This is a genomic window from Allobosea sp. OK403 (assembly GCF_900113835.1).
Classification (GTDB): domain Bacteria; phylum Pseudomonadota; class Alphaproteobacteria; order Rhizobiales; family Beijerinckiaceae; genus Allobosea.
This window is the reverse complement of the sequence record NZ_FOQV01000002.1, coordinates 425,118-450,722: the sequence shown is the minus strand read 5'-3', so window position 1 is coordinate 450,722 and position 25,605 is coordinate 425,118. Positions and strand designations below refer to the sequence as shown.

Annotated in this window: 22 protein-coding genes; 15 read left to right on the top strand and 7 right to left on the bottom strand. The window is 66.4% G+C overall.

Translation table 11 applies throughout. The annotated features are described in order from the left end of the window. Positions 1–120: 120 nt before the first annotated feature. The gene (locus BMZ97_RS08065; RefSeq protein WP_092168768.1) at positions 121–1,128 is read right to left on the bottom strand and encodes a zinc-dependent alcohol dehydrogenase; all 1,008 of its coding nucleotides are present in this window, start codon (positions 1,126–1,128) and stop codon (positions 121–123) included. Between the two features lie 74 nt (positions 1,129–1,202). Here BMZ97_RS08065 and mdoH point away from each other — a divergent pair, with 74 nt between their 5' ends. The 6 genes from mdoH (at position 1,203) to BMZ97_RS08035 (ending at position 7,853) form a co-directional block, all read left to right on the top strand. After that, entirely contained in the window at positions 1,203–3,071 is a 1,869-nt protein-coding gene (gene mdoH, locus BMZ97_RS08060) for a glucans biosynthesis glucosyltransferase MdoH (RefSeq protein ID WP_244546300.1), read from the top strand. Beyond that, positions 3,068–3,826 carry an FkbM family methyltransferase gene (locus BMZ97_RS08055; RefSeq protein WP_210188222.1) on the top strand — a complete coding sequence of 253 codons (759 nt, stop codon included), beginning with the start codon at positions 3,068–3,070 and terminating at the stop codon, positions 3,824–3,826. The genes mdoH and BMZ97_RS08055 overlap by 4 nt, the downstream gene beginning before the upstream one ends. Positions 3,827–3,834: 8 nt before the next feature. Further along, on the top strand, positions 3,835–4,818 hold the full coding sequence (locus tag BMZ97_RS08050) for a hypothetical protein (RefSeq protein ID WP_139221174.1): 984 nt from the start codon (positions 3,835–3,837) through the stop codon (positions 4,816–4,818). Positions 4,819–4,992: 174 nt separating this feature from the next. Further along, positions 4,993–5,772: a 2-oxo-tetronate isomerase gene (gene otnI / locus BMZ97_RS08045; protein WP_092167345.1), complete on the top strand. Its 780-nt coding sequence runs from the start codon at positions 4,993–4,995 to the stop codon at positions 5,770–5,772. Then, the gene (locus BMZ97_RS08040) at positions 5,769–6,770 is read left to right on the top strand and encodes a glucokinase (RefSeq protein WP_175525475.1); all 1,002 of its coding nucleotides are present in this window, start codon (positions 5,769–5,771) and stop codon (positions 6,768–6,770) included. The genes otnI and BMZ97_RS08040 overlap by 4 nt, the downstream gene beginning before the upstream one ends. A gap of 36 nt (positions 6,771–6,806) precedes the next feature. Further along, a complete protein-coding gene (locus BMZ97_RS08035; RefSeq protein ID WP_244546299.1) occupies positions 6,807–7,853 on the top strand; it encodes an acyltransferase family protein in 1,047 nt (348 codons plus the stop codon). A gap of 56 nt (positions 7,854–7,909) precedes the next feature. On the opposite strand, the gene BMZ97_RS08030 is transcribed toward BMZ97_RS08035, so the two are convergent. Further along, positions 7,910–8,269, bottom strand: coding sequence for a hypothetical protein (locus BMZ97_RS08030; RefSeq protein WP_244546298.1), 360 nt, complete (start codon positions 8,267–8,269; stop codon positions 7,910–7,912). A gap of 153 nt (positions 8,270–8,422) precedes the next feature. Here BMZ97_RS08030 and BMZ97_RS08025 point away from each other — a divergent pair, with 153 nt between their 5' ends. Beyond that, positions 8,423–10,234 (top strand): ABC-F family ATP-binding cassette domain-containing protein, encoded by a 1,812-nt coding sequence (locus BMZ97_RS08025; protein ID WP_092167340.1) that lies wholly within the window; start codon positions 8,423–8,425, stop codon positions 10,232–10,234. Positions 10,235–10,618: 384 nt separating this feature from the next. Continuing rightward, positions 10,619–11,365, top strand: a complete 747-nt coding sequence (locus BMZ97_RS08020) for an SDR family oxidoreductase (RefSeq protein WP_092167338.1) — start codon at positions 10,619–10,621, stop codon at positions 11,363–11,365. 147 nt (positions 11,366–11,512) lie between these two features. Here the strand turns inward: BMZ97_RS08020 and BMZ97_RS08015 are convergent, their stop codons facing one another. Further along, a complete protein-coding gene (locus BMZ97_RS08015) occupies positions 11,513–12,406 on the bottom strand; it encodes a metallophosphoesterase family protein (RefSeq protein ID WP_092167337.1) in 894 nt (297 codons plus the stop codon). 416 nt (positions 12,407–12,822) lie between these two features. Here BMZ97_RS08015 and BMZ97_RS08010 point away from each other — a divergent pair, with 416 nt between their 5' ends. Then, positions 12,823–13,269, top strand: a complete 447-nt coding sequence (locus BMZ97_RS08010) for an NUDIX domain-containing protein (protein WP_244546351.1) — start codon at positions 12,823–12,825, stop codon at positions 13,267–13,269. 216 nt (positions 13,270–13,485) lie between these two features. Next, positions 13,486–13,986, top strand: a complete 501-nt coding sequence (locus tag BMZ97_RS08005) for a GNAT family N-acetyltransferase (RefSeq protein WP_092167334.1) — start codon at positions 13,486–13,488, stop codon at positions 13,984–13,986. Between the two features lie 204 nt (positions 13,987–14,190). On the opposite strand, the gene BMZ97_RS08000 is transcribed toward BMZ97_RS08005, so the two are convergent. The 4 genes from BMZ97_RS08000 to BMZ97_RS07985 all read right to left on the bottom strand — a co-directional run bounded on the left by BMZ97_RS08000 (position 14,191) and on the right by BMZ97_RS07985 (position 21,277). Then, the gene (locus tag BMZ97_RS08000) at positions 14,191–16,287 is read right to left on the bottom strand and encodes a hypothetical protein (protein ID WP_092167332.1); all 2,097 of its coding nucleotides are present in this window, start codon (positions 16,285–16,287) and stop codon (positions 14,191–14,193) included. A 3-nt stretch (positions 16,288–16,290) separates the two neighbouring features. After that, entirely contained in the window at positions 16,291–19,107 is a 2,817-nt protein-coding gene (locus BMZ97_RS07995) for a DUF4159 domain-containing protein (RefSeq protein WP_092168758.1), read from the bottom strand. A gap of 218 nt (positions 19,108–19,325) precedes the next feature. After that, a complete protein-coding gene (locus BMZ97_RS07990; protein ID WP_244546350.1) occupies positions 19,326–20,231 on the bottom strand; it encodes a DUF58 domain-containing protein in 906 nt (301 codons plus the stop codon). 23 nt (positions 20,232–20,254) lie between these two features. Then, on the bottom strand, positions 20,255–21,277 hold the full coding sequence (locus BMZ97_RS07985; RefSeq protein WP_092167328.1) for an AAA family ATPase: 1,023 nt from the start codon (positions 21,275–21,277) through the stop codon (positions 20,255–20,257). 234 nt (positions 21,278–21,511) lie between these two features. On the opposite strand from BMZ97_RS07985, the gene BMZ97_RS07980 reads away from it, so the two are divergent. The 5 genes from BMZ97_RS07980 to opgC all read left to right on the top strand — a co-directional run bounded on the left by BMZ97_RS07980 (position 21,512) and on the right by opgC (position 25,600). Further along, the gene (locus BMZ97_RS07980; RefSeq protein ID WP_092168756.1) at positions 21,512–22,102 is read left to right on the top strand and encodes a DUF1285 domain-containing protein; all 591 of its coding nucleotides are present in this window, start codon (positions 21,512–21,514) and stop codon (positions 22,100–22,102) included. Further along, positions 22,099–22,758 (top strand): CoA pyrophosphatase, encoded by a 660-nt coding sequence (locus tag BMZ97_RS07975; protein ID WP_092167326.1) that lies wholly within the window; start codon positions 22,099–22,101, stop codon positions 22,756–22,758. The genes BMZ97_RS07980 and BMZ97_RS07975 overlap by 4 nt, the downstream gene beginning before the upstream one ends. A gap of 21 nt (positions 22,759–22,779) precedes the next feature. Further along, the gene (locus BMZ97_RS07970; protein ID WP_092167325.1) at positions 22,780–23,037 is read left to right on the top strand and encodes a DUF6111 family protein; all 258 of its coding nucleotides are present in this window, start codon (positions 22,780–22,782) and stop codon (positions 23,035–23,037) included. After that, positions 23,034–24,302 carry a CCA tRNA nucleotidyltransferase gene (locus BMZ97_RS07965; protein ID WP_092167323.1) on the top strand — a complete coding sequence of 423 codons (1,269 nt, stop codon included), beginning with the start codon at positions 23,034–23,036 and terminating at the stop codon, positions 24,300–24,302. The genes BMZ97_RS07970 and BMZ97_RS07965 overlap by 4 nt, the downstream gene beginning before the upstream one ends. Before the next feature lie 152 nt (positions 24,303–24,454). Beyond that, positions 24,455–25,600, top strand: a complete 1,146-nt coding sequence (gene opgC / locus BMZ97_RS07960; protein WP_092167321.1) for an OpgC domain-containing protein — start codon at positions 24,455–24,457, stop codon at positions 25,598–25,600. Positions 25,601–25,605 lie beyond the last annotated feature (5 nt).

The window sequence follows — 25,605 nt, the reverse complement described above, 5'->3', positions numbered from 1 at the left end:
TGCAAGGCGGCTCTCGTCAAAAAGCGAGAGCAGGATCAATGCGAAAAACCGGTTCCCACTTTTTCGCATCCTGCTCTTGCCGGCTGAGAGGCCTGTCTTGGCCAAAGCTGCGGGGTCAGGTCAATAGCGCAGCACGGCAGTCAGCCCCGGCCAATCGGAGGCAAGGACGCCTGGAAGCAGCACGGGCGCATCCGCGAAGGCGATCTCCTGCGTGATCAGCGCATCCAAGCGGTCGTCGCTGAGAAGCGCCATCGCGGCTTGGCTGCGGCGCGCATAACTCCAGCGGGGACGGCGCGACGGCGCGACCTGTCCGACCTGCGATGAGATCAATTGCAGGCGCTTGGAATGAAACGCGCCGCCCAGCGAAACGGGGACGGCGCCCTCGCCATACCAGCTCAATTCGACGATACGCGCCTCGAAGCCGGCGGCATTGATCGCAGTCGCCAGCCCCGCGCCCGAGCCGCTGGCATGAAAGACGAGATCGGCGTCGACGGGCGCATCCGCTGGCAGAGCAAAGCCGAAGCCGAGCGTGGCGGCAAGCGCGGCGCGGTGGGCATCGATATCGACCAGCGTCACCTCCGCGCCCGGCAGCCGGGCCGCCAGCCACGCGACCAGCAGCCCGAGCACGCCGCCGCCGACCACGACGATCCTGTCACCGGGGCCGGAGCCCGCATCCCAATGCGCGTTGAGCGCGGTTTCCATATTGGCGGTGAGTACGGCCCGGCGCGCCGGCACATTCTCGGGCACGATCGTCAATCGGTCGCTGGGCGCGGTGAAATGGTCCTGGTGCGGATGCAGGCAGAAGACAGTCTTGCCGAGCATGCCGGGCGGGCCTGCATCCACCTGGCCCACCGCGCAGTAGCCGTACTTCACCGGAAAGGGGAATTCCCCATCCTGGAAAGGGGCACGCATGCGCTCATATTCGCAGGCCGGCACGCGGCCCTCAAGGACAAGACGCTCCGTGCCGCGACTGATGCCGCTCCAGAGCGTATGGATGCGACAATCTTGCGGGCCGGCCTCGGGAAAAGCGTCGGCGTTCAGGGCGCATTCACGCGGCGAGATATACCAGAGAGCGGTCGCCTTCGCGCTTGCGCTCGCTACGGTTGCCGGCTTTAGCTCCTTCGCCATATCGAGCCGATCCCTGTTCCCGACCAAGCCTTTACCGCAAGCCTTTACCGACCGCAGGCCTTTCGACTGATATCATGACAGAGACCGCCATGAACCAGCGCCCCGCTCCGACCACGTTCCAGTCGGCGGCGCAAGAGGCCGAGAGCTTGCGCGGCCTGACGCCAGCGGGCGTACAGGCGACGGCGACGCTGAGCGCCCGGCGCTGGCTCGTGCTGACGCTGAACATCGTCACGCTCGGTGTGTTGCTGCTGGGGCTGGGGCGTGTGCTTGGGACTGGGGGCTGGACGGTCACGGATGTGGTCATCTTCGTCGCCTTCCTGTTCGGCGCGCCCTGGACGGTGCTCGGTTTCTGGAATGCGCTGATCGGCCTGTGGCTCCTGCATGGCGCCGATGACGGGCTCGACCAGGTCGCGCCCTTCGCTGCCGACGGCGAGGCCGCGACGCCAATCGCGATCCGCACCGCCATCCTGATGACCTTGCGCAATGAGGATCCGGAACGCGCCTTCCGCCGGCTGCGCGTGGTCAAGGACAGCGTCGAGGCGACGGGCGAAGGCGCCTGGTTCGACTATTTCGTGCTCTCGGATACGAGCGATGCCGCGGTCGCGGTGGCGGAAGACCGGCTCGCGGCGCAATGGGCGAGCGAGATCGGCGCGACAGCGCGCCTCACCTATCGCCGCCGCACCGACAATGCCGGCTTCAAGGCGGGCAATGTCAGGGATTTTTGCGAGCGCTGGGGCGATCGCTACGAGGTCATGCTGCCGCTCGACGCCGACAGCGTCATGTCGGGTGACGCGATCGTGAAGCTGGCGCGGATGATGCAGGCGCATCCCAAGCTCGGCATTCTGCAAAGCTTGGTCGTGGGCATGCCGAGCAGGTCGGCCTTTGCCCGTATCTTCCAGTTCGGCATGCGCCAGGGCATGCGGCCCTACACCATGGGCTCGGCCTGGTGGATCGGCGATTGCGGTCCGTTCTGGGGCCATAACGCCATGGTGCGGATCGCTCCCTTCCGCGATGAATGCCATCTGCCGGTCCTGCCCGGCGAAGGGCCGCTCAGCGGGATGGTGATGAGCCATGATCAGGTCGAGGCGACGCTGATGCGCCGCGCCGGCTACGAGGTCCGCGTCTTGCCGCAGGAAATGGGGAGCTGGGAGGAAAACCCGCCGACCATGCTCGAATTCGCCAAGCGCGACCTGCGCTGGTGCCTTGGCAATCTGCAATATCTCAAATTGCTCGACTTACCCGGCTTGAAGCCGATGAGCCGCTTCCAACTGGTCTGGGCGATCCTGATGTTCCTGGGGCTACCGGCCTGGACACTGATGATCGCGCTCGTGCCGGTGAAGGTCATCGAGGATGCCGGCATAGCGGGCTATCCCGCGGGCCTGGCCGCCTCCCTTTATGTGCTGTTCTTCGCGATGTATCTGTCGCCGAAGCTTGCAGGCTTCATCGACATCCTGCTGACCAGGGGCGGCACCCGGCGCTATGGCGGCACCGGGCGCTTCATTGCCTCGGCGCTGATCGAGATCGTCTTCGCCTTCCTGCAAGGCGCGGTCTCGACCTTCCGGACGACGCTGTTCATGGTCGGCTTGGCCTTCGGGCGCGCCAGGATCGGCTGGAACGGCCAGTCGCGCGATGCGCATGCCTTGTCCTTTGCCACGGCCTTCGCCGGCTTGTGGCCGCATCTGCTATTTGGCCTCTACATCTTCGGCGCGCTGATGGCGCTCTCGCCGACCGTGCTGCTCTGGTCGCTGCCGCTGACCGCGGGCTATGTGCTGGCGATCCCCTTTGCCATGCTGACGGCCTTGCCCGCACTGGGGAGATGGTTCGCGCAGAGCGGGCTTTGCGGGATCCCTGAGGATTTCGACCCGCCGGTCGAGCTCTTAGCAATTGCAAATCTCCCGGCGATCGCAAATCTCCCGGCGGTCGCGAATGAGGCGTCGCGATGAGCGCGAGCGCCTATCGCAAGGGCATGGCCAAGGCGGTTTCGCGTTCCTTGCGGGTCTATCACGGCGATCCTGCGCGCAATGCCGCGATGGACGCGCTTTATGCGCGCTTCCTCAAACCGGGCGATCTCGCCTTCGACATCGGCGCGCATGTCGGGGACCGGGTCTCCTCGTTTCGCCGGCTGGGCGCGCGCGTCGTGGCGCTGGAGCCGCAGCCGGGGCCGGCGCGCGCGATCCGCCTGATTCATGGCCGCGACCCGCTGGTGACGCTGATCGAGGCCGCCTGCGGCGACAATGAAGGAGCGGTGACGCTGCAGATCAACAGCGCCAACCCAACGGTCTCGACAGCCTCGCCGGCTTTCGTCGGCGCTGCGCAAGGGGCTGGTGGCTGGGAAGGGCAGGTCTGGGACCATGAGATCACGGTTCCCTGCACGACGCTCGACAAGCTGATCTGGCGCCAGGGCCTGCCGGCGCTCATCAAGATCGATGTCGAGGGCTTCGAGGCGCATGTGCTGGCGGGGCTGACCAAGGCCGTGCCGGTGATCTCCTTCGAGTTCACGACGATCCAGCGCGACGTCGCGGAGGCTTGCCTGGCGCTGCTGGATACGCTTGGGCCTTATCGCTTCAATGTCGCGCTCGGCGAAAGCCAGAGCCTCGAACTCGCCGAGCCAGCGAGCGCGGAGGCGATCGGCGGCTTCCTGCGCGACCTGCCTCATTCCGCCAATTCCGGCGATGTCTACGCCATGCTGACGAGTTGATATCGATGATGACGCTTTTCTCCCGCCTGCGCTCCGTGGTTCTGCCGCTCGCTTTGGCCTGCGCCGCTTGTCCGGCTCTTGCCGCCGGCGACGTCGCCGTCGAGGTCAAGAACGAGTCCGAGCCGGTGCTCTGCGCCGAGAAGGACAACGTCACCATCAAGGCGATCTCGCCCGAGGTGCGGCGCTTCCAGATCGAGGCAGCGCATCCTGCCTACAATGCAGGTCTCTTGCGGGATAACTGGGACGCGGACTGGACCGATTGCGAGATGAAGGGCGATCCCTCCTTCGCAGCCCCCGTGCCGCCCCGGCGTGTCACCTTCTATGAGAGCATCGACTACTGGCTCGTCGGCTACACCTTCCCGACCTTCTGGCGGCCGGCCGATACCACTTTCCGGGTCGGCGACAGGGTCGAGAAAGGCCTGCACCTCGTCCAGCTCTGGAAGCTCGGCAAGGATCGTTCGCATGAATTGCTCGTGGTCTATCCGCAGGACGGCTATTGGCGCGCCAGGCCGATGCCGCCGCAGCAGCTTGCGTCTTCAGCCTATGGCTCGTCCTTCCTGTTCGGGCCGATCGAGACCGACGGGCGCCCGGTCGTGAACATCAAGGAGATCGAGTTCGATCCCAAGACCACCACCTTCAAGCTGAGCTTCAAGGACGGTTCGTCGGGCAGCTTGAAGCTCGACAGCGTCGATGAGAACCGCATGGTGCTGGACGCGGTGCTCGACAAGCCAGTGACCGGCGGCAAGGGTTTCGTGGCGCTGCGCTCGATGTATGTCACCGAGTTCAACAACGATGTCGCCCGCATCGCAGTGCGCGAGCCCGGCGCCAAGGGCTGGCGCGAGGAGCCGCTGATGCCGTTCATCGGTGGCAAGGCGACCGATATCTGGATGGGCCGCACCACCCATTCTCGTCACAACACCTCCTCGCCCGACATGGTCTTCCGCAATTTCTCGAAGGACCCGAACCCGCCGGTCGTGCCCGTCAAGAAGTAAGTTTGCTTCTACATCCGCGCCGTCATCCCGGGTCAGCGCGGCTTTGCCGCTTGCCCGGGATGACGGCGCGGATGGGATTGACGGACGGAACGCAAGCTGCCCGGTTGCGTTTGATCATGACGGCCGCGGCGCTTCGCGCTAGCTTGCCCACCCTGATCCAGCCTTGAGGCCGACATGCCGCGCTTTGCCGCCAATCTCTCGATGATGTTCACAGAGTGGGACTTCCTCGACCGCTTCAAGGCTGCGTCCGATGCCGGCTTCGAGGCGGTCGAGTTCCTGTTCCCCTATGAGCATGCGCCTGAAAAAGTTGGCCTCGCGCTCGCCGGCGCCGGGGTCGAGCAGGCGCTGTTCAACCTACCGCCGGGCGACTGGGCCAAGGGTGAACGCGGCATGGCGGCGATCCCCGGCCGCGAGGAGGAGTTCCGGGCGGGTATCGAAACTGCGCTGCCCTATGTCCATGAGACCGGCGTCAAGCGCCTGCACATGATGGCGGGGCATGCCGACCCGCAGGACCCCGCTGCGCAGAAGGCTTATCGCGCAGCGCTCGCCTATGCCGCCGACAAGCTGGCCGAGCACGACATCGACCTGCTGCTAGAGCCGATCAACGGCAAGGATATGCCGGGCTATTTCCTCAATGATTTCGACCAGGCGGCGGCTTATGTCCGCGAGTCGGAGCGCCAGAACGTCAGGCTGCAGTTCGATATGTATCATTGCGAGCTGATCCATGGCGACGTCTCCGGCAAGTTGAAGGCGCTTTACCCGCTCGTCGGCCATGTCCAGATCGCGCGCGCCAATGGCCGCCACGAGCCGGACGCTTCGGGGCCCGACTATCCGCGCCTGTTCGATGAGCTGGACGGACTCGGCTATGAGGGCTTCGTCGGCTGCGAGTACCGACCGGCGGCCGGCACGCTCGAAGGGCTCGGCTGGTTCTCCGATTTCAGGAAGCCGGCGTGACCTCGCCTTTCGCCCATCCGGTTCTGGTCGCCGATATCGGCGGCACGAATTGCCGGCTTTCACTCGTATCCCGGGCAGGGGCGCCGCAAGAACCTCTGGCGCGGATCAGCACCGGCGGCCACCCGACGCCGGAGGCGGCGCTGGAGGCTGTGCTGTCAACGCTGGCGAAGCGGCCGCGCAGCGCCGTCCTCGCCGTCGCTGGGCCCTTGGACGGGCGGGAGGCGCAGCTCACCAATGCCAATTGGCATTTCGACGGTCCGCGGCTCGCCAAGGCGCTCGGGCTCGAACAAGGACTGCTGGTCAATGATTTCGAGGCGCTGGCGGCTTCGCTCGCCGTATTGCGCGAGGCGGATTTGACGACGCTGGTTCCGGGCCAGCCGGAGCCTGAAGGGCTTCGCCTCGTGCTCGGGCCTGGCACGGGCTTTGGCGCCGCCGCGCTCCTGATGCGGGGCGAGCGCGGCGTCCTGGTGCCGACGGAGGCCGGCCATATCGGTATCGGCCCGGAAGACCCGACCGAGCACAAGCTCTGGCCGGCGCTTGCCGCCGAGCAGCCACGCGTCACGGTCGAAGGGCTGCTCAGCGGCTACGGGCTGGTGCGTTTCCACCGCGCAGTGGCGAAGCAATCGGGCATGCTGGAGGCCGATGTCAGCGCCGCTGATGTGACGACGCTGGCGCTCGACGGCGACCCTGCCGCGCTGATGGCGGTGATCTGCTTCTGGCGATTGCTGGCGCGGGTCGCGGGCGATCTCGCGCTCGCCTTCAAGGCGACGGGCGGTGTCTATATCGCTGGCGGCATCGTGCCGCGGCTCCTGCCGCTGGCCGACCTGGCGACGATCCAGGCCGTGTTCCATGGCAAACCGCCGATGGAGGATCTGGCGAAGCGTTTCGCTTTGCATGTGATCACGACACATGATGCCGCCGAGCAGGGGCTGGCCGCCATCGCCGCCACCCCGACGCGGTTCGGACTGGACGACCCTGCGCGGCTGTGGTTTGCGTGAACGCGTCGGTTTCGCGCGTCTGAGGCTCTTTCCGGTTTGTTCCAGCTTTACGGCATCCAGGCCCTGCGCGCGGCTGCGGCCTTCATGGTCGCCGTGCACCATGTCCAGTATGATGCGATTGCGCTGGCGGCGCGGAGCGGGACCGGTTTCTCGCCTTCGCTGCTGTTGCCCTGGATGGCGGGCGTCGACATCTTCTTCGTCGTCTCCGGCTTCATCATGGTGCATGCCTCCGCCGATCTCTTCGGCCGGGCGGATGGTGCGAGGCTCTTCCTGCAGCGCCGGCTCGCGCGCATCGTGCCGCTCTACTGGGCCGCGACGACTCTGTTCCTGCTCGTTGGACTGGTCCTGCCGGGGGCACTGAATTCGGGCGCGCCGGATCTGGCGCAGATCGCCGGCTCCTATCTGTTCTGGCCCACGATCTCGACGATAGGGCTCGTCCAGCCGGTCTATTCACTGGGCTGGACGCTGAACTACGAGATGCTGTTCTACGCCCTCTTCACCCTGGGGCTGCTGCTGCCGCGCGCCTGGACGCTGCCGACCATCACCTTGGCCCTGGTGGCGCTGGTCACGGCCGAGACACTGGCCGGGCCGCTGGCGGTACCGCTGCGCTTCTGGGGCCAGCCGATCGTGCTCGAATTCGTGGCCGGGATGGGGATCGCCCTGCTGTGGCGGCGGGGCTTTCGACTGGGGCTCGCCTCGCGCGCTGCGGTCGCTGCGCTTGGCGTGGCGCTGCTCCTGGTCGCGGCCGAGGTGCCGGGCAGCGATGCGCCCTGGGCGGCGCTTGCATGGCGCGGCTCGGCCGCGGCCCTGCTCGTGCTGGCGGCTGCATGCGGCAAGCGGCGGGAGGCGCCCTCAGCGCCGGTTCGCTGGCTGGCGCTGGTCGGCGACGCGTCCTATGCGCTTTATCTGGTGCACCCCTTCATCATTCGGGGCCTGCGCGAGCTGTTCCAGCGCCTAGGCCTGGGATCGCCACCGCTCTTCATCATCGTGGCTCTGGCGGGCGCAGTCGTTGCCGCGCTCCTGGTCCACCGCGCCTTCGAAAAGCCGGCGACGCGCTTCATGCGGCGAATGCTCGGCGCCTAAAAGCTCAGAGCCTTGCTCCTGCGAAAAAACCGGTTCCCCGTTTTCGGGCCGATGCTCTATTTCAAGCGCATCCCCTTCAGCGACTGGCCGACGACACCTCCGGAGCGGCGTCTCTCGGCGCGCTTGGCCTTGATGGCGGCAACATCCTCCGGCTGGGGATGGCGGCCGCGCTCCAGCAGTTCGAGCGTATATTCCTCATAGGTCAGGCCGAGCGCCTCGGCGCGCTCCTCGCGGCGCAGCGCGATTGCCGGCGGCTTGCGCCAGGCCCGGCGATGGGCCGTGCGCCATTCGAAATAGCGGTTGATCTCGCCCTTACCCCATTCCGGCTCATGTGGCGGCGGCTCATCGAGCGGTGGGCCGCCATTATCGCCCATGCGGGCCGGGCTTTCATCTCGCAGTCGCTTCGGTCTAGCCAAGGGGCACTCCGGGTGGACGCTCGTTCGAAGGGGATCCTGCGCTCACGATAATAGCGGTTGTGCGCCGCACCAAGATGGAACTCATCGCAGCACGGCGCGTGACAGAGCCGCCGTGCCGGTCTATCCCGCCAGCATTCCCCTCACGGACACCCCATGGCCCCCTTGCTCCATCTGCGCGACGTCGCGCTCACCTTCGGCGGACAGCCGCTTCTCGAGGCGGCGGAGATTGCCGTTTCCGCCGGCGAGCGCGTTTGCCTGGTCGGCCGCAACGGCTCGGGCAAGTCGACCTTGCTGAAGATCGTGGCGGGGCTCGTCGAGGCCGACAGCGCCGACCGTTTCGTGCAGCCGGGTTGCACGGTCCGCTATCTGCCGCAGGAGCCGGATTTTACCGGCTACAAGACATCGCTCGCTTATGTCGAGGCCGGCCTGGGGCCGGGCGACGACGCCTATCGCGCGCAATATCTGATCGATGAGCTCGGCCTGACCGGGCAGGAGGACCCCGCCACGATGTCGGGTGGCGAATCGCGCCGCGCGGCCTTGGCGCGGGTGCTTGCGCCCGAGCCCGACATTCTGCTGCTCGACGAGCCGACCAACCATCTCGACCTGCCCGTGATCGAATGGCTGGAACAGGAGCTGAAGTCCTTGCGCTCGGCCATGGTCCTGATCAGCCATGACAGGCGCTTCCTGACCTCGCTTTCGCGCGCCACGATCTGGCTCGATCGCGGCCTGACGCGGCGCATGGACAAGGGTTTTGGCGAGTTCGAGGCCTGGCGCGACGAGGTGCTCGCCCAGGAAGAGCTCGACCGCCACAAGCTCGACCGCAAGATCGCCCGCGAGGAAGACTGGCTGCGTTACGGCGTGAGCGCGCGCCGCACCCGCAACCAGCGTCGCCTCGGCGAACTGCATGGCCTGCGCGAGCAGCGCCGCACGGCCCGCAATGTCGTCGGCAATGTCCGCCTTGAGGCGAGCGAGGCGCAGACCTCCGGCAAGCTCGTGATCGAGGCGATCGATGTCGCAAAATCCTTTGGCGACAACGCGGTGGTGAAGTCGCTGTCGCTGCGCGTGGCGCGTGGCGACCGGATCGGCATCGTCGGCCCCAATGGCGCCGGCAAGACCACGCTGATCAACCTGCTGACCGGCGCGCTCGCGCCCGATTCCGGCAAGGTCAAGCTCGGCGTCTCCTTGAACATGGTCACGCTCGACCAACGCCGCGAAAGTCTCGACCCTGCGACGCCGCTCGGCGATGCGCTGACCGGTGGTGGTTCCGACCAGGTCATGGTCGGCGACACGCCGCGTCATGTCATCGCTTATATGAAGGACTTCCTGTTCCAGCCGCTGCAGCGGCGCACGCCGGTGGGAGCGCTGTCGGGCGGCGAGCGCGGTCGATTGATGCTGGCGCGGGCGCTGGCGAAGCCTTCCAACCTCCTGGTGCTGGACGAGCCGACCAACGATCTCGACCTCGAGACGCTCGACCTGCTGCAGGAGCTTCTGGCCGACTATCAAGGCACGGTTCTGCTGGTCAGCCATGACCGCGACTTCATCGACCGCGTCGTCTCGGCGACGTTGATCTCGGATGGCGACGGCGTCTGGACGGAATTCGCCGGTGGCTATTCCGACATGCTGGCGCAGCGCGGGCGTGGCGTCGGCGCGAAGGTGAGGGCGGTCCCCGGGAAATCGGCGCCTGCCGAGGACAAGCCCACGGTGGCAGCCGCTCCTGCGCCGGTCTCGAAGCGCAAGCTTTCCTTCAACGAGAAGCATGCGCTGGAGACCTTGCCCAAGCGCATCGCGGTTCTGCAAGCGGAAGCCGCCAAGCTCAGCCAGGCGCTCTCGGGCGATCTCTATACGCGCGACCCCAAACTGTTCGCCAAGGCAACGACGCGGCTGGAAGAGGTGACACGCGAGATCGGGCAGGCGGAAGAACGCTGGCTGGCGTTGGAGATGCTGCAGGAAGAGTTGGGGGCGTGAGGTTCGGGCGTGAGCGCTCCTTTCCAAGATGAGCGCGGGGAACCCTCTCCCATCCAAGTCGGATGTTTCCGACTTGGACCACGATCGATGCCAATCTCGGGCAGGCCCGAGATTGGTGGGAGAGGGCAGGGTGAGGGGTCGGCCGTCGGACGATTTGACTGTGACCTCACCGTTGCTTCGCTGTGAGGCTGGCGCTCGACTGGTCCAGGGGCCTACACCTCACCCCTGCCCCTCTCCTTACAGGAGAGGGGTTCCCCGCGCCCTGCCCGCCATACAATTTCCGTCTCCACCCAATCGCGAAAACGCATTTGTTGCCGGCGGCAAATCTCACCAATGTCGCGGACCCCGAGATAAACGGACCTTGGGAAAAGCTGAGGAAGCACGATGAGATTGAAGGGCAAGACGGCGCTGATCACCGGTGCGGCACAGGGGTTCGGGCTCGGCATCGCCGAGACTTTCGTGCGCGAGGGCGCGCGGGTGGCCGTGCTCGACATTAATGCCGACAAGGCCAAGGAGGCGGCCAAGGCGATCGGCCGCAAGGCCTTTGCCGTCGGCTGTGACGTCGGCCGGGCTAAGAGCGTCGACAAGGCGGTGGAGCGCGTGCTGGCGAAGTTCGGCCGGCTCGACATCGTCATCAACAATGCCGGCATCAGCCATCGCAACCAGCCGATGCTGGATGTGTCCGAGGAGGAGTTCGATCGCGTCTTCGCGGTGAACGTGAAGTCGATTTATCTCATGGCGCGCGCGACCGTGCCGCATTTCCGCGAGCATGGCGGCGGCGTCATCCTGAATATCGGCTCGACCGCCGGCATTCGGCCGCGCCCGGGCCTGACCTGGTACAATGGCTCCAAGGGGGCGGTGAACCTGCTCTCGAAATCGATGGCGGTGGAGCTTGCGCCCGACCGCATCCGCGTCAACGCGATCGCGCCCGTCGCCGGCGAGACGCCGCTGCTGGCGACCTTCATGGGCGAGGACACGCCGGAGAAACGCGCACAGTTCAAGGCAAGCATTCCCTGGGGCCGGCTCTCGACGCCGCAGGACATGGCCAATGCGGCGCTCTATCTCTGCTCGGACGATGCCGAGATGGTGACGGGTACGGTTCTTGCCGTGGATGGTGGGCGCTGCATCTGATGCAGCGCGTCATCCCGTGCGCGTTGCGGCGCGAAGTGCCGCTACGCAGACACGGGACCGTCATCAGGAAAAGGCGCCCTTATCGTCGCGCGGTCCCGCATCTGCGCGGCGGCATTGCATGCCGCAGCGCGTGCGGGATGACACCGCTCACACCGGCTTTGCGTGCAGCGCGATCTCCTGGCGCAGCATCACCGTGCCGTCGGGCTCGAAGCCGCGCTGCTCGACGCTGATCTGGGGGGCGCTTGCGTCGCCCTCGATCTTGAACAGATGCCAGGTCGCCCTCTCGCCATGGCCGAGTGGGCCGATCGAGGCCGAAGGCACGCCGACGATCGGCACGTCGCGGCCCAGCCCCGGCCGCCAGGCCAGCGAGAATGTATGGTTGTGGCCGTGCAGGATCAGATCGGCGCCGCTGCGCGCGAGCATTGCCTCGAATGCCTCGGCATCGACGAGCTCGCGCGCGCGCCGCGCGCCGCCGACATAGGGCGGATGATGGATCAGCACGACACGGATCAGCCCCTCGTCGCGGGCCCGATTCAGCAGGACCTCGGCCTTGGTGATCTGCGCCTGGCCGAGGCGCCCCGTTGCCATGAGAGGCAGGGTCGGAATGCCGCTGTTGAGGCCGATCAGGGCGACCGGGCCGCGACGACGATACCAGGGATAGCCGGCCGTGCCCTCGTCATCGGCACACCACGGGCCGAGATGGCTGGCGAGCGGCTTCAGGGATGAGGGGGCATAGGCGTCGTGATTGCCCGGCACGAAGCTGACGGCGTCGCGCGGGCCGAGCGTGTCGAGAAAGGTGACAGCCGTCTTGAATTCGTTGGGCAGGCCGATATGGGCGACATCGCCGGTGCAGGCGACATGGTCGGGCGCTTGCGCGCGGATATCGGCGACGATCAGGGCCAGTACGTCCATGTCATGGGCATGGCGCCGCTTGCGCCGCCAATTGACATAGCCTGTCGCACGCTTGCCCAGGAGCTGGTGCAGCGAAAAACCGGCGAGAGGACCGAGATGGGGGTCGGACAGATGCGCGAGCTTGAACACAGCCTAAGCGCTTGCCCTTGCCGCCCGCCAGCCGTCAAGCGCGAAAGATGCGTCGATAGCGACGCAAGCCTCGCGCAGGTCGGCTCAGTTGGCGGTGCCGGTCAGTTCGGAGACGATGAACGAATCGGTCAGGGTGACGGCGGGCTTCCAGACATAAGCCGGCTTGGCGCGCAGGCGAGCAATGATGAAAGAGAGTAGCATGACGGGAGTTCCTGTTTGTGAGGCTGTCTTCTCTGCCTCGTTTGCGGCGCGTTTGTGACGTAACGGAACCGGAAACGGGCCTCTGCCATGCGTTATTTGCATAGACAATTAGGATTTCGTTTGGATTTGACGAGTCCATGACCGCGGATCGTGCATCCGAGCCTCCTGCTGACCGGCTGCCGGGGTCTGAGACCGGTCGCAGCTTGCCGCAAAAGATGCTTGGCCGGCTGCTGCATCTCTATTTCCGCATCGTGCGGGGCATGACGCTGGGCGTGCGGGCCGTCGTGCTGGACGACGAAGGCCGCGTCTTCCTGGTCCGCCATACCTACACCCCCGGCTGGCACCTGCCGGGTGGCGGAGTCGAGGTCGGCGAGACGCTCGAGGAGGCGCTGGCCAAGGAGCTGCGCGAGGAGGGCTGCATCCTGCTGACGGGGCCGGTGCTGCTGCACGGGGTTTTCCTCAACCGGGCGATGTCGCGGCGCGACCATGTCGCGGTGTTCGTGGCGCGGGAATTCGTGGTGGCGAGTGTAAAGCAGCCGGACCGGGAGATCGCCGAAGCCGGCTTTTTTCCGCTCGCTACGCTCCCGGAAGGCATAACGCCGGCGACGCGGCGGCGGTTGGACGAGATCGCGGCTGGCGCAAGAGCTCCGGCCGTCTGGTGAGCCCGCGCTTATCTCGAGAAGCGTGATGGACGCCCGCGCGCCACTCTGCTACAGCCCGCCGCCATGACGAACGGGCAACGCCTTTCCACCCTGCGACGACCGGCGCGCTAAGCGCGCCCTTGAGGCATGCCGCCGATGCGCGGCCATGTCCTCGTCCTCCTATCCGCAAGTTTTTGCCCATCCGCAGGTTTCTGCCCGCCCGCAGGTTTGCCCGTCATGACCTCCTTGCCTTTGACCATTCGCCATGAGCTTCCCGCCGATGCCGCCGCGATCGAGCGTTTGCACGAGCGCGCCTTCGGGCCGGGGCGTTTCGCGCGCACGGCCTTCCGTCTGCGCGAGGGGGTGCCACCCGATGCAAACCTGACCTTCGCCGCCCATGTCGGCACGTTTCTGGTCGGCTCGATCAGGGTGACGCCGGTTTCCGCGGGCGGCAGCACCGCGCTGATGCTGGGGCCGCTGACGGTCGATCCGGCTTTTGAGGGACGCGGCATCGGGGCGGCCCTGATGAACCGCTCGATCGAGGCGGCGCGGGCCGCAGGGTATGATCTGATCATGCTGGTGGGGGATGCGCCCTATTATGCCCGCTTCGGCTTCAGGCCGATCCCGCCGGGTCAGCTCGTCCTACCGGGGCCGGCAGACCCGGCGCGTTTCCTCGCGCTCGAACTGGTCGAGGGCGTGTTGGCGCAGCGCAAGGGCGCCGTGATGCCATATCGCTGAGGGGCGTGTCATTCCGGGGCTCGGCGAAGCCGAGAACTCGGAATCCACGACCGGGTGAGGCCTTGGCTGTGCGCGGTCGACAACGCTCGCCCGGTCGTGGGTTCCGGGTTCGGTCCTTTGGACCGCCCCGGGATGACAGGGCGAGCTCTCTGTTTTAACGCGTTTTCTTCACGCGAACCGGTGTCCACTTCGCTCGAAAACGCTCTAGGCCGCGTCGGGCTTCCGGTTGAACCGTCTGCCGCTTTCTCCCAGCCAACCGGCGACGAGCGCGCCAAACAGCAGGGCCAGACCGATCAGGCCGATGAAGAGCGGCGAGATCTGGACGCCGCGCACGATGCCGGAATCGCTGATGCGCAGGCCGATCCAGTCTGAGCCGGCGAATTGCGATCCGGACCGTACCGGCACGATGCGCGGAATGGTCACGTTCGAGCCGATCTCCTGGCCGATCCGCCTTGAGGAGCCGCCGCTGGCTTCGGCCAGGGCCTGAAGCTGGGCCGGGTTGCTCACCACTTCCATCAATTCGCGCGGATTCTCGGGGCCGACACTGGCGAAGGCTGTGAGGTTGTCGGCCGCGACGCGGTGCAGGCCGAATTCGCTGGTCGCGATGCGCGCGGTGAAGAGGCCGGGTCGGCCGGCCTCGAGCGGCACGGAGCGCGATTGCCCGTCCGGCCCGGTGATGGTCACGGGGGAGGGCGTGTCGCCCAGCGTCTGGCGCTCGACCTCGATGACGCCGCCGCGTGCCGAGGCGCGCAGCGCTTCCTCTTCCAGCTCGGGTTCCTTCATCAGCCAGTGGCTGAGCCGGCGCAGCAAATCGAGATAGGGGCCGCCATCGCGAAAGCCGCGCGCCCAGAGCCAGGCATGGTCGGAGAGGAAGAGCGCGACGCGGCCCTTCTGCTCGCGCGCCAGCATCAGCAAAGGCCGCTCGCCCGGGCCGGTCATCACGGCCGAACCGGTGCGGGCGCGGGCGCCCACCATGCGCAGCCATTCGCCCCAGCGCGGCGGCTCGACCTCGGAGCCTGGCAGGTCGCGGGTGACCGGGTGCCGCTTGCCGGGTTCGCTGACACGGGCGCGATAGGCCTCGTCAATCACGGAGCCGTCCGGCACGGCTGGCAGGATCTGCCCCAAGGGCGTGCGCGACAGGCTTTGCGAGCCGGCGTATTCCGGCCCGGCCGCGATCAGCAGCGCTCCGCCCTCGCGGACATAGCGGACGATGTTGTCGAAATAGATCAGCGGCAGGATCGACTGGTTGGCGTAGCGGTCGAAGATGATCAGGTCGAATTCCTTGATCTTGACCTGGAACAGCTCGCGCGTCGGGAAGGCGATCAGCGAAAGCTCGTTGATCGGCGTGCCGTCCTGCTTCTCCGGCGGGCGCAGGATAGTGAAATGCACGAGGTCGATATTGGCGTCGGCCTTGAGCAGGTTGCGCCAGGTGCGCTCGCCCGGATGCGGTTCGCCCGAGACCAGGAGCACGCGCAGCTTGTCGCGCACGCCTTCGATGGTGATCACGGCGCGGTTGTTGGCGAGGGTGAGCTCGTTTTCAAGCGGATCGGCTTCGATCTCGACGACGTTGGGGCCGCCGCGATCGATCCGGATCGGCACCTGCACGATCTCGCCGGCGGTGACCTCGCGGCGCGCGATGATCTCGCCGTCGCGGCGGATGGTCAGCCCGGCCCGGCCCGGCCCGCCTCTCTCGACGACGCGCAGGCGGACGTTCTGGTCCTTGCCGACGATGCCGAAGCGCGGCGAATCGACCAGAACGATGCGGCGGTCGATCTCGGCGTTGCGCCCCGTGGTCAGCACATGCAGCGGCGCGCGCAGGCCAAGCGCCTCGGCATTGGCCGGGGCGTCATGGGCGAGGCCGTCGGTGATCATGATCGCGCCGGCGACGCGCTCGGAGGGCACATCGGCGAGGCTGGCGGCCAAGGCCTCGAACAGGCGGGTGCCGTCGCCCGAACCTTGCGCATCGCGAACCTCGACGATACGCGTTTCGACATTGTTCAGGCCGCGCAGCTGGCGCTCGACTTCGGCCTGGGCGGCCTGCGTCTGGGCCGCGCGGTCGGCCAGCCGGTTCGAGCCGGAGCGGTCGACCACCACGGAGACGACGTCCTTGACCGGCTCGCGATCCTCGAAGACGAGCGAGGGATCGGCCAGTGTCAGCGTCAGCATGACGAGCGCGAGCGCGCGCAGGATGGCGCTGCGTCCCGCCAGCACGATCGCCGCGCCGGCCGCGAGCGCAGCCAGCAGGCTCAGGCCTATCAGCAGCGGCAGCGGCACCAGCGGGGCGAAGGAGAGGCTCCACATGACCTATTGTCCCAGACGCTCGAGCAGGGCCGGGACATGGACCTGGTCGGCCTTGTAGTTGCCGGTGAGCGCATACATCACGAGATTGACGCCGGCCCTGAGCGCCATTTCGCGCTGGCGTGGGTCGGAGCCGGAAAGCGGTACCAGCCCCTCGCCGCGCCGGCCGACGGCCCAGGCGGAGGCAAGGTCGTTCGAGGTGATGACGATCGGCGAGACATTGTCGCCGGCGCGCGCCGGGCGGCGGCCGTCCTCGCCTGCGGGCGGCAGAATCTCGACCCAGGTCGTGCCGGTATCGTAGCGGCCGACGAAGCCGTCGAGAATGTAGAAGGTCTTGGTCAGGACATGGTCGCGCGGCAGCGGTTCGAGCTCGGGAATGTCGAGCGTCTGCAGCATGCGGCGCAATTGTTCGCCCTCGGGCGTGGTGCCGCCGCCGGGCCGCGCGCTCATCGCGTCGCGGGTGTCGAAGATCACGAGCCCGCCGCCCTTCATATAAGCCTCAAGCTTACGCAGGGTCTCGGGGGCGGGGATCGGGCGGCCTGCTACGATCGGCCAGTACAGCACCGGAAAGAAGGCGAGTTCGTCGCGGTCGGCATTGACGCCGACCGCCTCGCCGGGTTCGAGCGCGGTGCGCGCGCCGAGCACGACGTTGAGACCGGCAAGCCCGGCCTTGGACATGTCGTCGACCGCCTTGTCGCCGGTGACGACATAAGCCAGCCGCGTCACGGCGCCGGCTGCGAAAAGCTCGCGCGGAATCGGCGGGCGGTCGTCCGCCGCGCCTGTCGGCGCGGCTTGAGCGCGCGCCATCTCGGGCGTTGCGGCGCCGACGAGCACGAGCGCCAGCAGGATCGCGGCTGGCGCAGCGCGCCCTGCGCGGCGCGCAATGTTCAGCCGGCCACCGAGCCACAACGTTGCCAGCGTGTCGGCGATCAGGCACAGCAGCGCCAGCACCAGCAATTGCGGGCGGATGTCGAAGGCGACCGGCTTGTCGACCGGCAGGATCGGTGCGCCGAGTGCCGCGAGATCGATCGCCTTCAGGCTGTCGGCCGGGTTCAGGGCGTTCACCGCAAGCGAGCCGTCGGCAGGGCCGTAGATGCCTGGCGGATGCGCCAAGGTCGCCCGTCCGGAGAACGTCCGGGCCACCGGCTGGGCGGTCGCGGGCGGACTGCGGAAGGCGCCGTGGCCATCGAGCACACGGGTCGGCGACAGCGTGTCCACGCGCGCATCCTCTCCTTGAGCCTCGCTCGGCCCGGTTCCGGCAAGGCTGACGACCTTGCGCAGCATGTCGACGAACAGCCCCGAGAGTGGCAGGTTCGACCATGTCGTGTCGGCGGTGACGTGCATCATCGCGATCATGCCGTCGCCACGGCGTTCGCCGGTGACGACCGGCGTACCGTCCTCCAATGCAGCCCAGGTCTTCTTGGCCAGGTCGGCTTCGGGCTCGGCCAGGATCTGCCTGGAGACGCGGACATCGTCGTTGATGGCGATGCCGAAGAAGGGGCTCTCGCGGGTGAAGGGGGCGAGCTTGCGCGGGGTCTCCCAGGAAAGGCCGCCGCCAAGCGTGCGGCCGCCACGGCGCAGGCGCACCGGCGTGAGGTCATCGGCCGCCGCCGCCAGCCGCGCTCCGGCGAAGCGCAGCAGCACGCCGCCGCGCTGGATGAAGCTGTTGATCTTGCCGACCGTGTCGCCGTCGAGCGCGCCGATATCGGCGAGCACCAGCACGGAGAGGTTCTGCGCCAATAATTCGCCGATCGGGTCGGTCGAGCCCGGGCGCGGTTCGCGGATCTCGGCGAAGGGAGAGAGCGCGCGGGAGACGTAGTAGGTCGGTGAAAGCAGCGGTTGGGCCGTGTCGGTGGTGGTGCCGGAGACGATGCCGACGCGCCGGCGCTTGGCGCGGTCGTCGAGCAGAGCCACGGCCGCCGCGCTGCGCTCGCCGACGATCTCGAGCCGGGACACGGCGTTACGAACCTCGATCGGCAAGGTCAGCCGCGCCGAGGCCTGCAGGTCCGAGCCGTTGAAGATGAAGGGCGCATCGCCGAGCGGGAGCCCCTTGAGATCGAGCGCGCGGACATGGCCCGTGGCAGTGGCCGCGCTGGTAGGGCGCAGCACCTTCACGGCAAGCGCACCGGCGAGGTTCTCGGGCGATGTCAGGGCGAGCTGGCTGGGGGAGCCGGCATGGATCGAGAGACGGCGGGCATCGGCTTCCTGCTTCAGCCGGGCGAGGAAGGGGCCGTCATCCGCAATCGAAAGGCCATCGCTGACCCAGACGGTCTCGGCCTCGGGCGCGCTGCGCAGGAAGGCCTCGATACGCTGGAGATGGGCGGAGCGGTCGGGCGCGTGCGGCTGCAGCGCCAAGGCGCGCAACCGGTCGAGCGCGGCGCGAGGCTCGGACAGGGCGATTTCACCGGACGCCTCGGCGAGGCCAACAATGGCGACGGGGCGGCCTTCGCGGGCGGCGGCGGCGAGGCGGGATTCGGAGATGGCCTGCCGCTCGGGCCAGTCGGTCGCAGCGCCGAAACCGTTGTCGATCAGCAGCAGCATCGGGCCGCGCATTGGGCCAGCCTCGCGCGGCGGGTTCCAGACCGGGCCGGCCACAGCGAGGATCGCGAGCGCAGCGACAGCCATGCGCAAGGCCAGCAGCCACCAGGGTGTATGGGCCGGCATTTCCCGCTTGGCGATGAGGTCCGCCATGATCTTCAGCGGCGGAAAGTCGATGCGTCTCGGGCGCGGCGGTGTCACGCGCAGGATCAGCCATAGCGCCGGCAGCAAAGCCAGCGCGGCGAGCGCCAGCGGGGCGGAGAAGGCGATCGGCAGGGAGCTCAGCATGGGGGCAGCTCCCTCTCATTTGCCGGTTTCTCACTGAAACACCGCGTCATCCCGGACGCAGCCCTCGGGTCCGATCTTCGATCGGCCCAAGGATAAACTCCGCGAAGATTCGGGATCGATCGTAGAACTCCGGAGTTCTTCGATGGATCCCGGATCTGCGCCGCTGCGCGGCTTGTCCAGGATGACGCAGTGGTTCCGGGCAAATCTGTCATGGCCTAGCGTCCGGGGCCGCGCGACGCGGCGATCAGGCTGGCGATGCGCAGCACGCCTTCGCTGGCCGGCCGGTCGGTGCGATGCAGCGTCAGCGTCCAGCCCACCTTGCGGCAGGCTTCCTTGATCGCGTCACGATGGGCTTCGAGCCGCTGCCGGTATTCCAGGCCCCAGGAGCCGGCATCGCCGACCCTGAGCGACAAACCGTCTTCGAGGTCAAAGAGTTCCGCCTGACCGGTGAAGGGGAAGGTCTCCTCGATCGGGTCGGCGATCAGCAGGACATGGCCGCGCGCGCCTGATGAGGCCATCGTGGCGATGCGCTTGGCCAGCGAGGCGGCCGGCGAAAGACCATCGGTGATGATGATCGCATCGGCCAGGCGCGGCAGCGGCGCGTCCGGCGGCAGGTCGGCCTCTGCGCCCTTGGCGTCGACCAGGATCGCTTGCGCCAGCGTCTCGACGATGCGGCGCGAGGCAAGCGCGCGGGTCAGACCGAGATGGCCGACGCGCTCGCCGCCCTCGACCAGCGTCTCGGCCAGGGCGAAGCCGGCGATGAGCGCGCGATCGACCTTCGAGGCCAGGGCGAGCGAGGAGGCAAAACCCATCGAGGCCGAGCGGTCGATCCAGAGCCAGATCGCATGCGAGGCTTCCCATTCGCGCTCGCGCACGAAGAGATGGCCGTCACGGGCCGAGCGGCGCCAGTCGATGCGCGAGGCGGATTCGCCGGTGACGAGGGGGCGATACTGCCAGAAGGTCTCGCCGGGGCCTGCGCGCCTGCGCCCATGAATGCCGTGCACGCTGGCCGAGACCCGTCGCGCCTCCAGGATCAGCCGGGGCAGACGCGCGGCGAGATCGAGCGAGGCGGTGAGAACCGGCCGGGCCGGTTGGCGTTCGGAGGTCCCGAGAACGCGCATGCGCAGCATTGTCGTGTCGCCTCCTATCCCAACCGTTCCACAAGCTTGCCGATGATGCCCTCGACGGTCGCGCCATCGGCGCGCGCGGCGAAAGTGAGCGCGATGCGATGCTTCAGAACGGGAATGGCCAGCGCTGCGACATCGTCGACCGAGGGCGCGAGGCGGCCTTCGACCAGCGCCCTGGCGCGGCAGGCCAGCGTCAGCGACTGGCTGGCGCGAGGCCCGGGGCCCCAGGCGAGCTTGTCGGTGATGGCGGCGTCGCCGCCCTCGGGCCTGGCCGAGCGCACGAGGTCGAGGATCGCATCGACCACGGTCTCGCCCACCGGCAGGCGGCGCACCAGCCGCTGCGTCGACATCAGCGTCTCGGCGGTCATCGCCTGGACGGGCTTGTGCTCTGTGGCGCCGGTGGTCTCGAGCAGGATACGGCGCTCCGCCTCGCGGTCGGGATAGGCGACGTCGATTTCGAGCAGGAAGCGGTCGAGCTGGGCCTCGGGCAGGGGATAGGTGCCCTCCTGTTCGATCGGGTTCTGGGTCGCGAGCACATGGAAGGGGGCCGGCAGGTCGTAACGCTCGCCGCCGATGGTGACATGATGCTCCTGCATCGCCTGCAGCAGCGCCGACTGGGTCCGGGGGCTGGCGCGGTTGATCTCGTCGGCCATCAGCAATTGCGCGAAGACCGGACCCTTGATGAAGCGGAAATGACGCTTACCCTCCGGGCTCTCGTCGAGCACCTCGGAGCCGAGGATGTCAGAGGGCATCAGGTCCGGCGTGAACTGGACGCGGCGGGCGTTCAGGCCGAGCACCGTGCCCATCGCCTCGACCAGCTTGGTTTTGGCGAGGCCTGGCACGCCGACCAGCAGGCCGTGGCCGCCGGCCAGCAGGGTGATGAGCGAAAGATCGACGACCTTCTGCTGACCGAAGATGACCTGGCCGATTTCCTTGCGCGCCGCGCCGATGGCGCCGAGCGCGGCCTCGGCAGCTTCGACGATGCCGGTGTCGAGATTGATCGGCGGGTTGCTCTCCGCCGCACGGACTTGCGCCACCATGTCGATCTCCTTCACCCTTGTCGTCGCAGCTTGCGTCTTCTGGTCCCGGCGTCTTTGCTTCCGGCCCGTCCCGAACCCACAAGGCCTTGAGCCGTTGAGTGTGGACGGGTCGCCATGCCGGCTCAAGGGGCCCGATGGCGCGGTGCACATAAACTCCGCTTCACGATTATGTGGAGTTCAAGGCAAGAAGGCGATGCAACCAATATGCCGCATACGGCGCAGCCGGGGTTTTCGATGACAGATTCCGTTTCTGCGATGGACCGGCTGCTGACCTCGCTGCGCGATGGCAAGGGCCGTGGGCTGCCGCCGGTCGAGCGCTGGAATCCGCCTTTCTGCGGCGATATCGACATGTGCATCGCTGCCGACGGCACCTGGTTCTATCTGGGCACGCCGATTGGACGGCCGGCCCTGGTCAAGCTTTTCTCCTCCGTTCTGCGCCGGGATGATGGCGATTACGTTCTCGTGACCCCGGTCGAGAAGGTCGGGATCACGGTCGAGGATGCGCCTTTCCAGGCGGTCGAGATGGCGGTGGACGGCGAGGGGGAGGGGCGCTCGCTGGCGTTCCGGACGCAAGTCGACGATGTCGTGAGCGCGGGATCCGGCCATGCGATTCGCTTCGAGCGCGCGGCCAAGGGCGGGCTCAAGCCCTATATCCACGTCAGACGCGATCTCTGGGCGCGGGTGACGCGGGCCGTGACCTATGACCTGCTCGCGCTCGGCGAGGTGCGTGAGGTCGACGGCGTGCCGATGTTTGGCGTGGCTGCCGGTGGCGCTTTCTACCCGGCCGTGCCGGCCAGTGAGATCGAGGACAGCGAGGCAGAATGACGGCGTTGAACCTGACAGCGGATGCGTTCGCGGCGCTGGCGCTCGAACGGCTGCGCCACGAGCCACCTGCGCTTGGCGACCTGATCAGCCGTCTGCGCGGCGACCATGAGATGCAGCCCGCAGACCTGCAGTCCGAGCCGTTTGCCATGCCCGACGAGGCGACTGCGATACAGGCGGCGGTGCTGATCGGTATCGTGGCTCGCCCGGAAGGGCCGACCGTGCTGCTGACGCAGCGCGCGGCAGCGTTGCGCAGCCATTCCGCGCAGATCGCCTTTCCCGGCGGGCGGGTCGATGCCGTCGACGGCTCGCCGGTGGTCACGGCGCTGCGCGAGGCGGAGGAGGAGATCGGCCTGCCGCGCCAGCAGGTGCGGACGCTCGGCTTTCTCGACGCCTATCTGACCGGCACCGGCTATCGCATCGTGCCGGTGGTTGCGCTGATCGAGCCGCCATTCTCGCTGACGATCAACCAGTATGAGGTCGATGAAGCCTTCGAGACGCCGCTCGCCTTTCTGCTCGACCCCGCCAATCATCACCGCGAGGGACGCCTGTGGGAAGGCCGCTATCGCACCTACTATGCGATGCCGTTCGGGGATCACTATATCTGGGGTGCAACCGCTGGCATGATCCGCAACCTTTACGAACGGCTCGCCGGCTGACCTGACTGGGAAGAAACGCCGATGCTGCGTTCGCTGATCGAGGAGTTCCTGCTCTTCGTCCTGCCTTTCTGTGCCTTTGCGGCTTATCTCGTGCTCAGGCGGCGCAATCCGTTCGATGTCGAGCATTGGAGCCCGCATCTGTTCCGGCTCTCCGTCCTGGGACTCGCTCTGGGCATCGCCTCCTTCTTCGTCGCCGGATGGATCGCGCCGCGCAACCGGGGCGCCTATGAGCCGCCGCATATGGAAAACGGCCAGCTTGTACCGGGACGGTTCAAATGAACGATGCGGCGACAATGCGGATCGCTGCCTTCCTGGCGCGCCCCGCCGTTGCCGCCGTGCTCGCGGCACTGAACCTGAAGGGCGAGGAGACCCGCATCATCGGCGGGGCCGTCAGGAATCTCCTGCTCGATGAGCCCGTCGGCGATGTCGATCTTGCCACTACGGCGCTGCCGCAAGAGACGATCCGGCTTGGGCGAGCGGCAGGTTATAAGGCGGTTCCGACAGGCATTGAGCATGGCACGGTGACGCTCGTTCGCGACGGGGCAAGCTTCGAGGTGACGACGCTCAGGCGCGATGTCGAGACCGATGGGCGCCGCGCCAAGGTCGCCTTCGGGCGCGATTTTGCTGAGGATGCGCTGCGGCGCGATTTCACCATCAACGCGCTAGGCCTTGATCGGCATGGCGGCCTTCACGACTATGGCGACGGACTGATCGATCTCGCCGCGCGGCGTATCCGCTTCATCGGTGATCCGGCCGAGCGCATCCGCGAGGATTATCTACGCATCCTGCGCTTCTTCCGGTTTCATGCCCGCTATGGACATGGGGGTCCCGATCCGTTGGGGCTCGCGGCCTGCATCGCGGGGCGCGCCGGGCTGGAGGGCTTGTCGCGGGAGCGCGTGCGGGCTGAGTTGTTGAAGCTGCTGGTGGCGCCCGGCGCGGTTGACGCCGTTACCGCGATGGCCGGAGCGGGGCTGCTGATGCCGCTCCTCGGCGGTGTGCCCTATCTGTCGCGTTTCGCGGCAATTGCGGCGGGAAATGCACTGGTGGGAGGCGAGGCGCAGGCCTATCCCGCTTTCCGGCTGGCGGCCCTGGCTGTCGCTGTCGGCGAGGATGCGCTCCGGCTGCGTGAGCGGTTGCGCCTCTCGAATGAGGAGTTCGACAGGATCGAGCGCATCGCGGCTGCGCTCGAGGCGCTATCGGGGCATGTTGCTTCGCCGACGATCGCAAGCTTGCGTCACTTGGCGCAGCGGACGGGGGCTGATGCGGCGGCCGCTGGGCTCGTTCTTCTTACGGCTAGTGCTGGCGAGCCGCGGCAGATCGAAGCGCGGGCGCTGATCGGCGATCTCGGCCGGACACCGTCTTTCCTGCCGAGCGGCCGCGATGTGCTGGCGTGCGGCGTCGCTGCCGGGCCGAAGGTCGGGCGTGTTCTGGAGGCGGCGCGGAGCGCCTGGATCGGTGCGGGGTGCCCGGCTGGGCAGGAGGAGCAGGCGGCTTTCGTCGAGGCGGCTGTCGAGATGCTCGATGGCGCCGCAATGGGGCGCTGATTTTACCAATCTGCAATCATAAATTGAAGCAATGGCAGTTTATGAGTTCGCAACTCCAGATTTTATCTGTCCCCCATTTGCGACTTCGTCGATTATTATACAACCTCCGGTAAGGGGCGGGGATATCGCTTCGCCAGGATGGTTGCAGGCTAATGACGGGTCGGATTCATTCCATTGATGCGGTTCGAGGGTTTTGTCTTCTCAATATTTTCGTCAATCACATCACTCTCGGATTCTTTAAAGAATTATCGTTTTCCAAGGTCGGACTTTCGGATTCGTCTGAAATTTTTGTTTTAATTTCCGGTATTTCTACATATATTTTTTATGGTAGAATGCAATTAAGATCTATGATCTTGATGTTTTTACTTAGATTTACGAAATTGTATTATTTCAGCACCGTCGTGGTGATTACGACAGTCGCGTTAGTATTGTTCGTTGATTTTCTGAATGGCGATCTCAATGTTCTTAATAGAGGTGCTGTCGATGCCGTTTATGGCAACGGCGGTGTATCTTCTATTTTATCGATGTTTAATTTTCAGAACAAAATTGGATATTCAGCTATACTTGCGCTTTATGCATATTTAATGCTTTTTGGCCCGATTCTAGTGGGTTTATCAGCTAAGATGTGGTGGTACTCGCTTCTACCGGCTGCTTTTATCTGGGTCGTGGTTGGCCATTTTGGTTTGGTTTTACCCAATGATTCCATCGATGAACCATTCGTGATGACCGTTCTTCCCTGGACGCTGACCTTTGCGTGCGGGGTTGCGCTGGGGGCTGCAATCAAGCAGGGCGTTCGAGTGCCGCAATCGCGCCTCCTCAAGGGCTTAGCGCTCGCTTATGTGCTCGGTTACGTGATCTTCATAGCGTTGATCGCTCCGCGCTGGCCGGCAGGAATGGACTGGCTGATCGCGCGGGATGATCATTTCTGGTTGGGTGGAAGCAAGACCTACCAGTCGCCTTTGCGGCTGCTGCATGTCCTGGCATTGGCTTATCTGCTTATTTCTTGCCCGGATGCGCCACTGATACGCCTGCTACGCCGAGCTGACCCGCGAAATGTTCTGTGCAGGCTAGGGCGTAGATCGTTGCCGGTCTTTGTATTCGGCGCGATCGTTTCGACTGCCGCTAATGAAGCTCTATATGCCGCCCATCATTTTTTCGGGGTAAAGTCTCTTCCCTCGATTGCTGTCGAGCTTGTTTTCGTTGCCCTGGGTATCGCAGTCATGATCGCAATCGCGGATCGTCGCTGGCCATTCCAACGGCCAAGCCGCGTCATTGCAGAGCAGCCGATATCGCCGTGATCTTT

Bases quoted from the DNA above. Each gene is read 5' to 3' on its own strand.
- BMZ97_RS08000 (WP_092167332.1), bottom strand. From the start codon at position 16,287: ATGTGGAGCCTCTCCTTCGCCCCGCTGGTGCCGCTGCCGCTGCTGATA.
- mdoH (WP_244546300.1), top strand. From the start codon at position 1,203: ATGACAGAGACCGCCATGAACCAGCGCCCCGCTCCGACCACGTTCCAG.
- BMZ97_RS07965 (WP_092167323.1), top strand. From the start codon at position 23,034: ATGAACGATGCGGCGACAATGCGGATCGCTGCCTTCCTGGCGCGCCCC.
- BMZ97_RS07990 (WP_244546350.1), bottom strand. From the start codon at position 20,231: ATGCGCGTTCTCGGGACCTCCGAACGCCAACCGGCCCGGCCGGTTCTC.
- BMZ97_RS07970 (WP_092167325.1), top strand. From the start codon at position 22,780: ATGCTGCGTTCGCTGATCGAGGAGTTCCTGCTCTTCGTCCTGCCTTTC.
- BMZ97_RS08020 (WP_092167338.1), top strand. From the start codon at position 10,619: ATGAGATTGAAGGGCAAGACGGCGCTGATCACCGGTGCGGCACAGGGG.
- BMZ97_RS08025 (WP_092167340.1), top strand. From the start codon at position 8,423: ATGGCCCCCTTGCTCCATCTGCGCGACGTCGCGCTCACCTTCGGCGGA.
- BMZ97_RS07975 (WP_092167326.1), top strand. From the start codon at position 22,099: ATGACGGCGTTGAACCTGACAGCGGATGCGTTCGCGGCGCTGGCGCTC.
- BMZ97_RS08050 (WP_139221174.1), top strand. From the start codon at position 3,835: ATGACGCTTTTCTCCCGCCTGCGCTCCGTGGTTCTGCCGCTCGCTTTG.
- BMZ97_RS08005 (WP_092167334.1), top strand. From the start codon at position 13,486: ATGACCTCCTTGCCTTTGACCATTCGCCATGAGCTTCCCGCCGATGCC.
- opgC (WP_092167321.1), top strand. From the start codon at position 24,455: ATGACGGGTCGGATTCATTCCATTGATGCGGTTCGAGGGTTTTGTCTT.
- BMZ97_RS08055 (WP_210188222.1), top strand. From the start codon at position 3,068: ATGAGCGCGAGCGCCTATCGCAAGGGCATGGCCAAGGCGGTTTCGCGT.
- otnI (WP_092167345.1), top strand. From the start codon at position 4,993: ATGCCGCGCTTTGCCGCCAATCTCTCGATGATGTTCACAGAGTGGGAC.
- BMZ97_RS08065 (WP_092168768.1), bottom strand. From the start codon at position 1,128: ATGGCGAAGGAGCTAAAGCCGGCAACCGTAGCGAGCGCAAGCGCGAAG.
- BMZ97_RS07985 (WP_092167328.1), bottom strand. From the start codon at position 21,277: ATGGTGGCGCAAGTCCGTGCGGCGGAGAGCAACCCGCCGATCAATCTC.
- BMZ97_RS07980 (WP_092168756.1), top strand. From the start codon at position 21,512: ATGACAGATTCCGTTTCTGCGATGGACCGGCTGCTGACCTCGCTGCGC.
- BMZ97_RS08010 (WP_244546351.1), top strand. From the start codon at position 12,823: ATGCTTGGCCGGCTGCTGCATCTCTATTTCCGCATCGTGCGGGGCATG.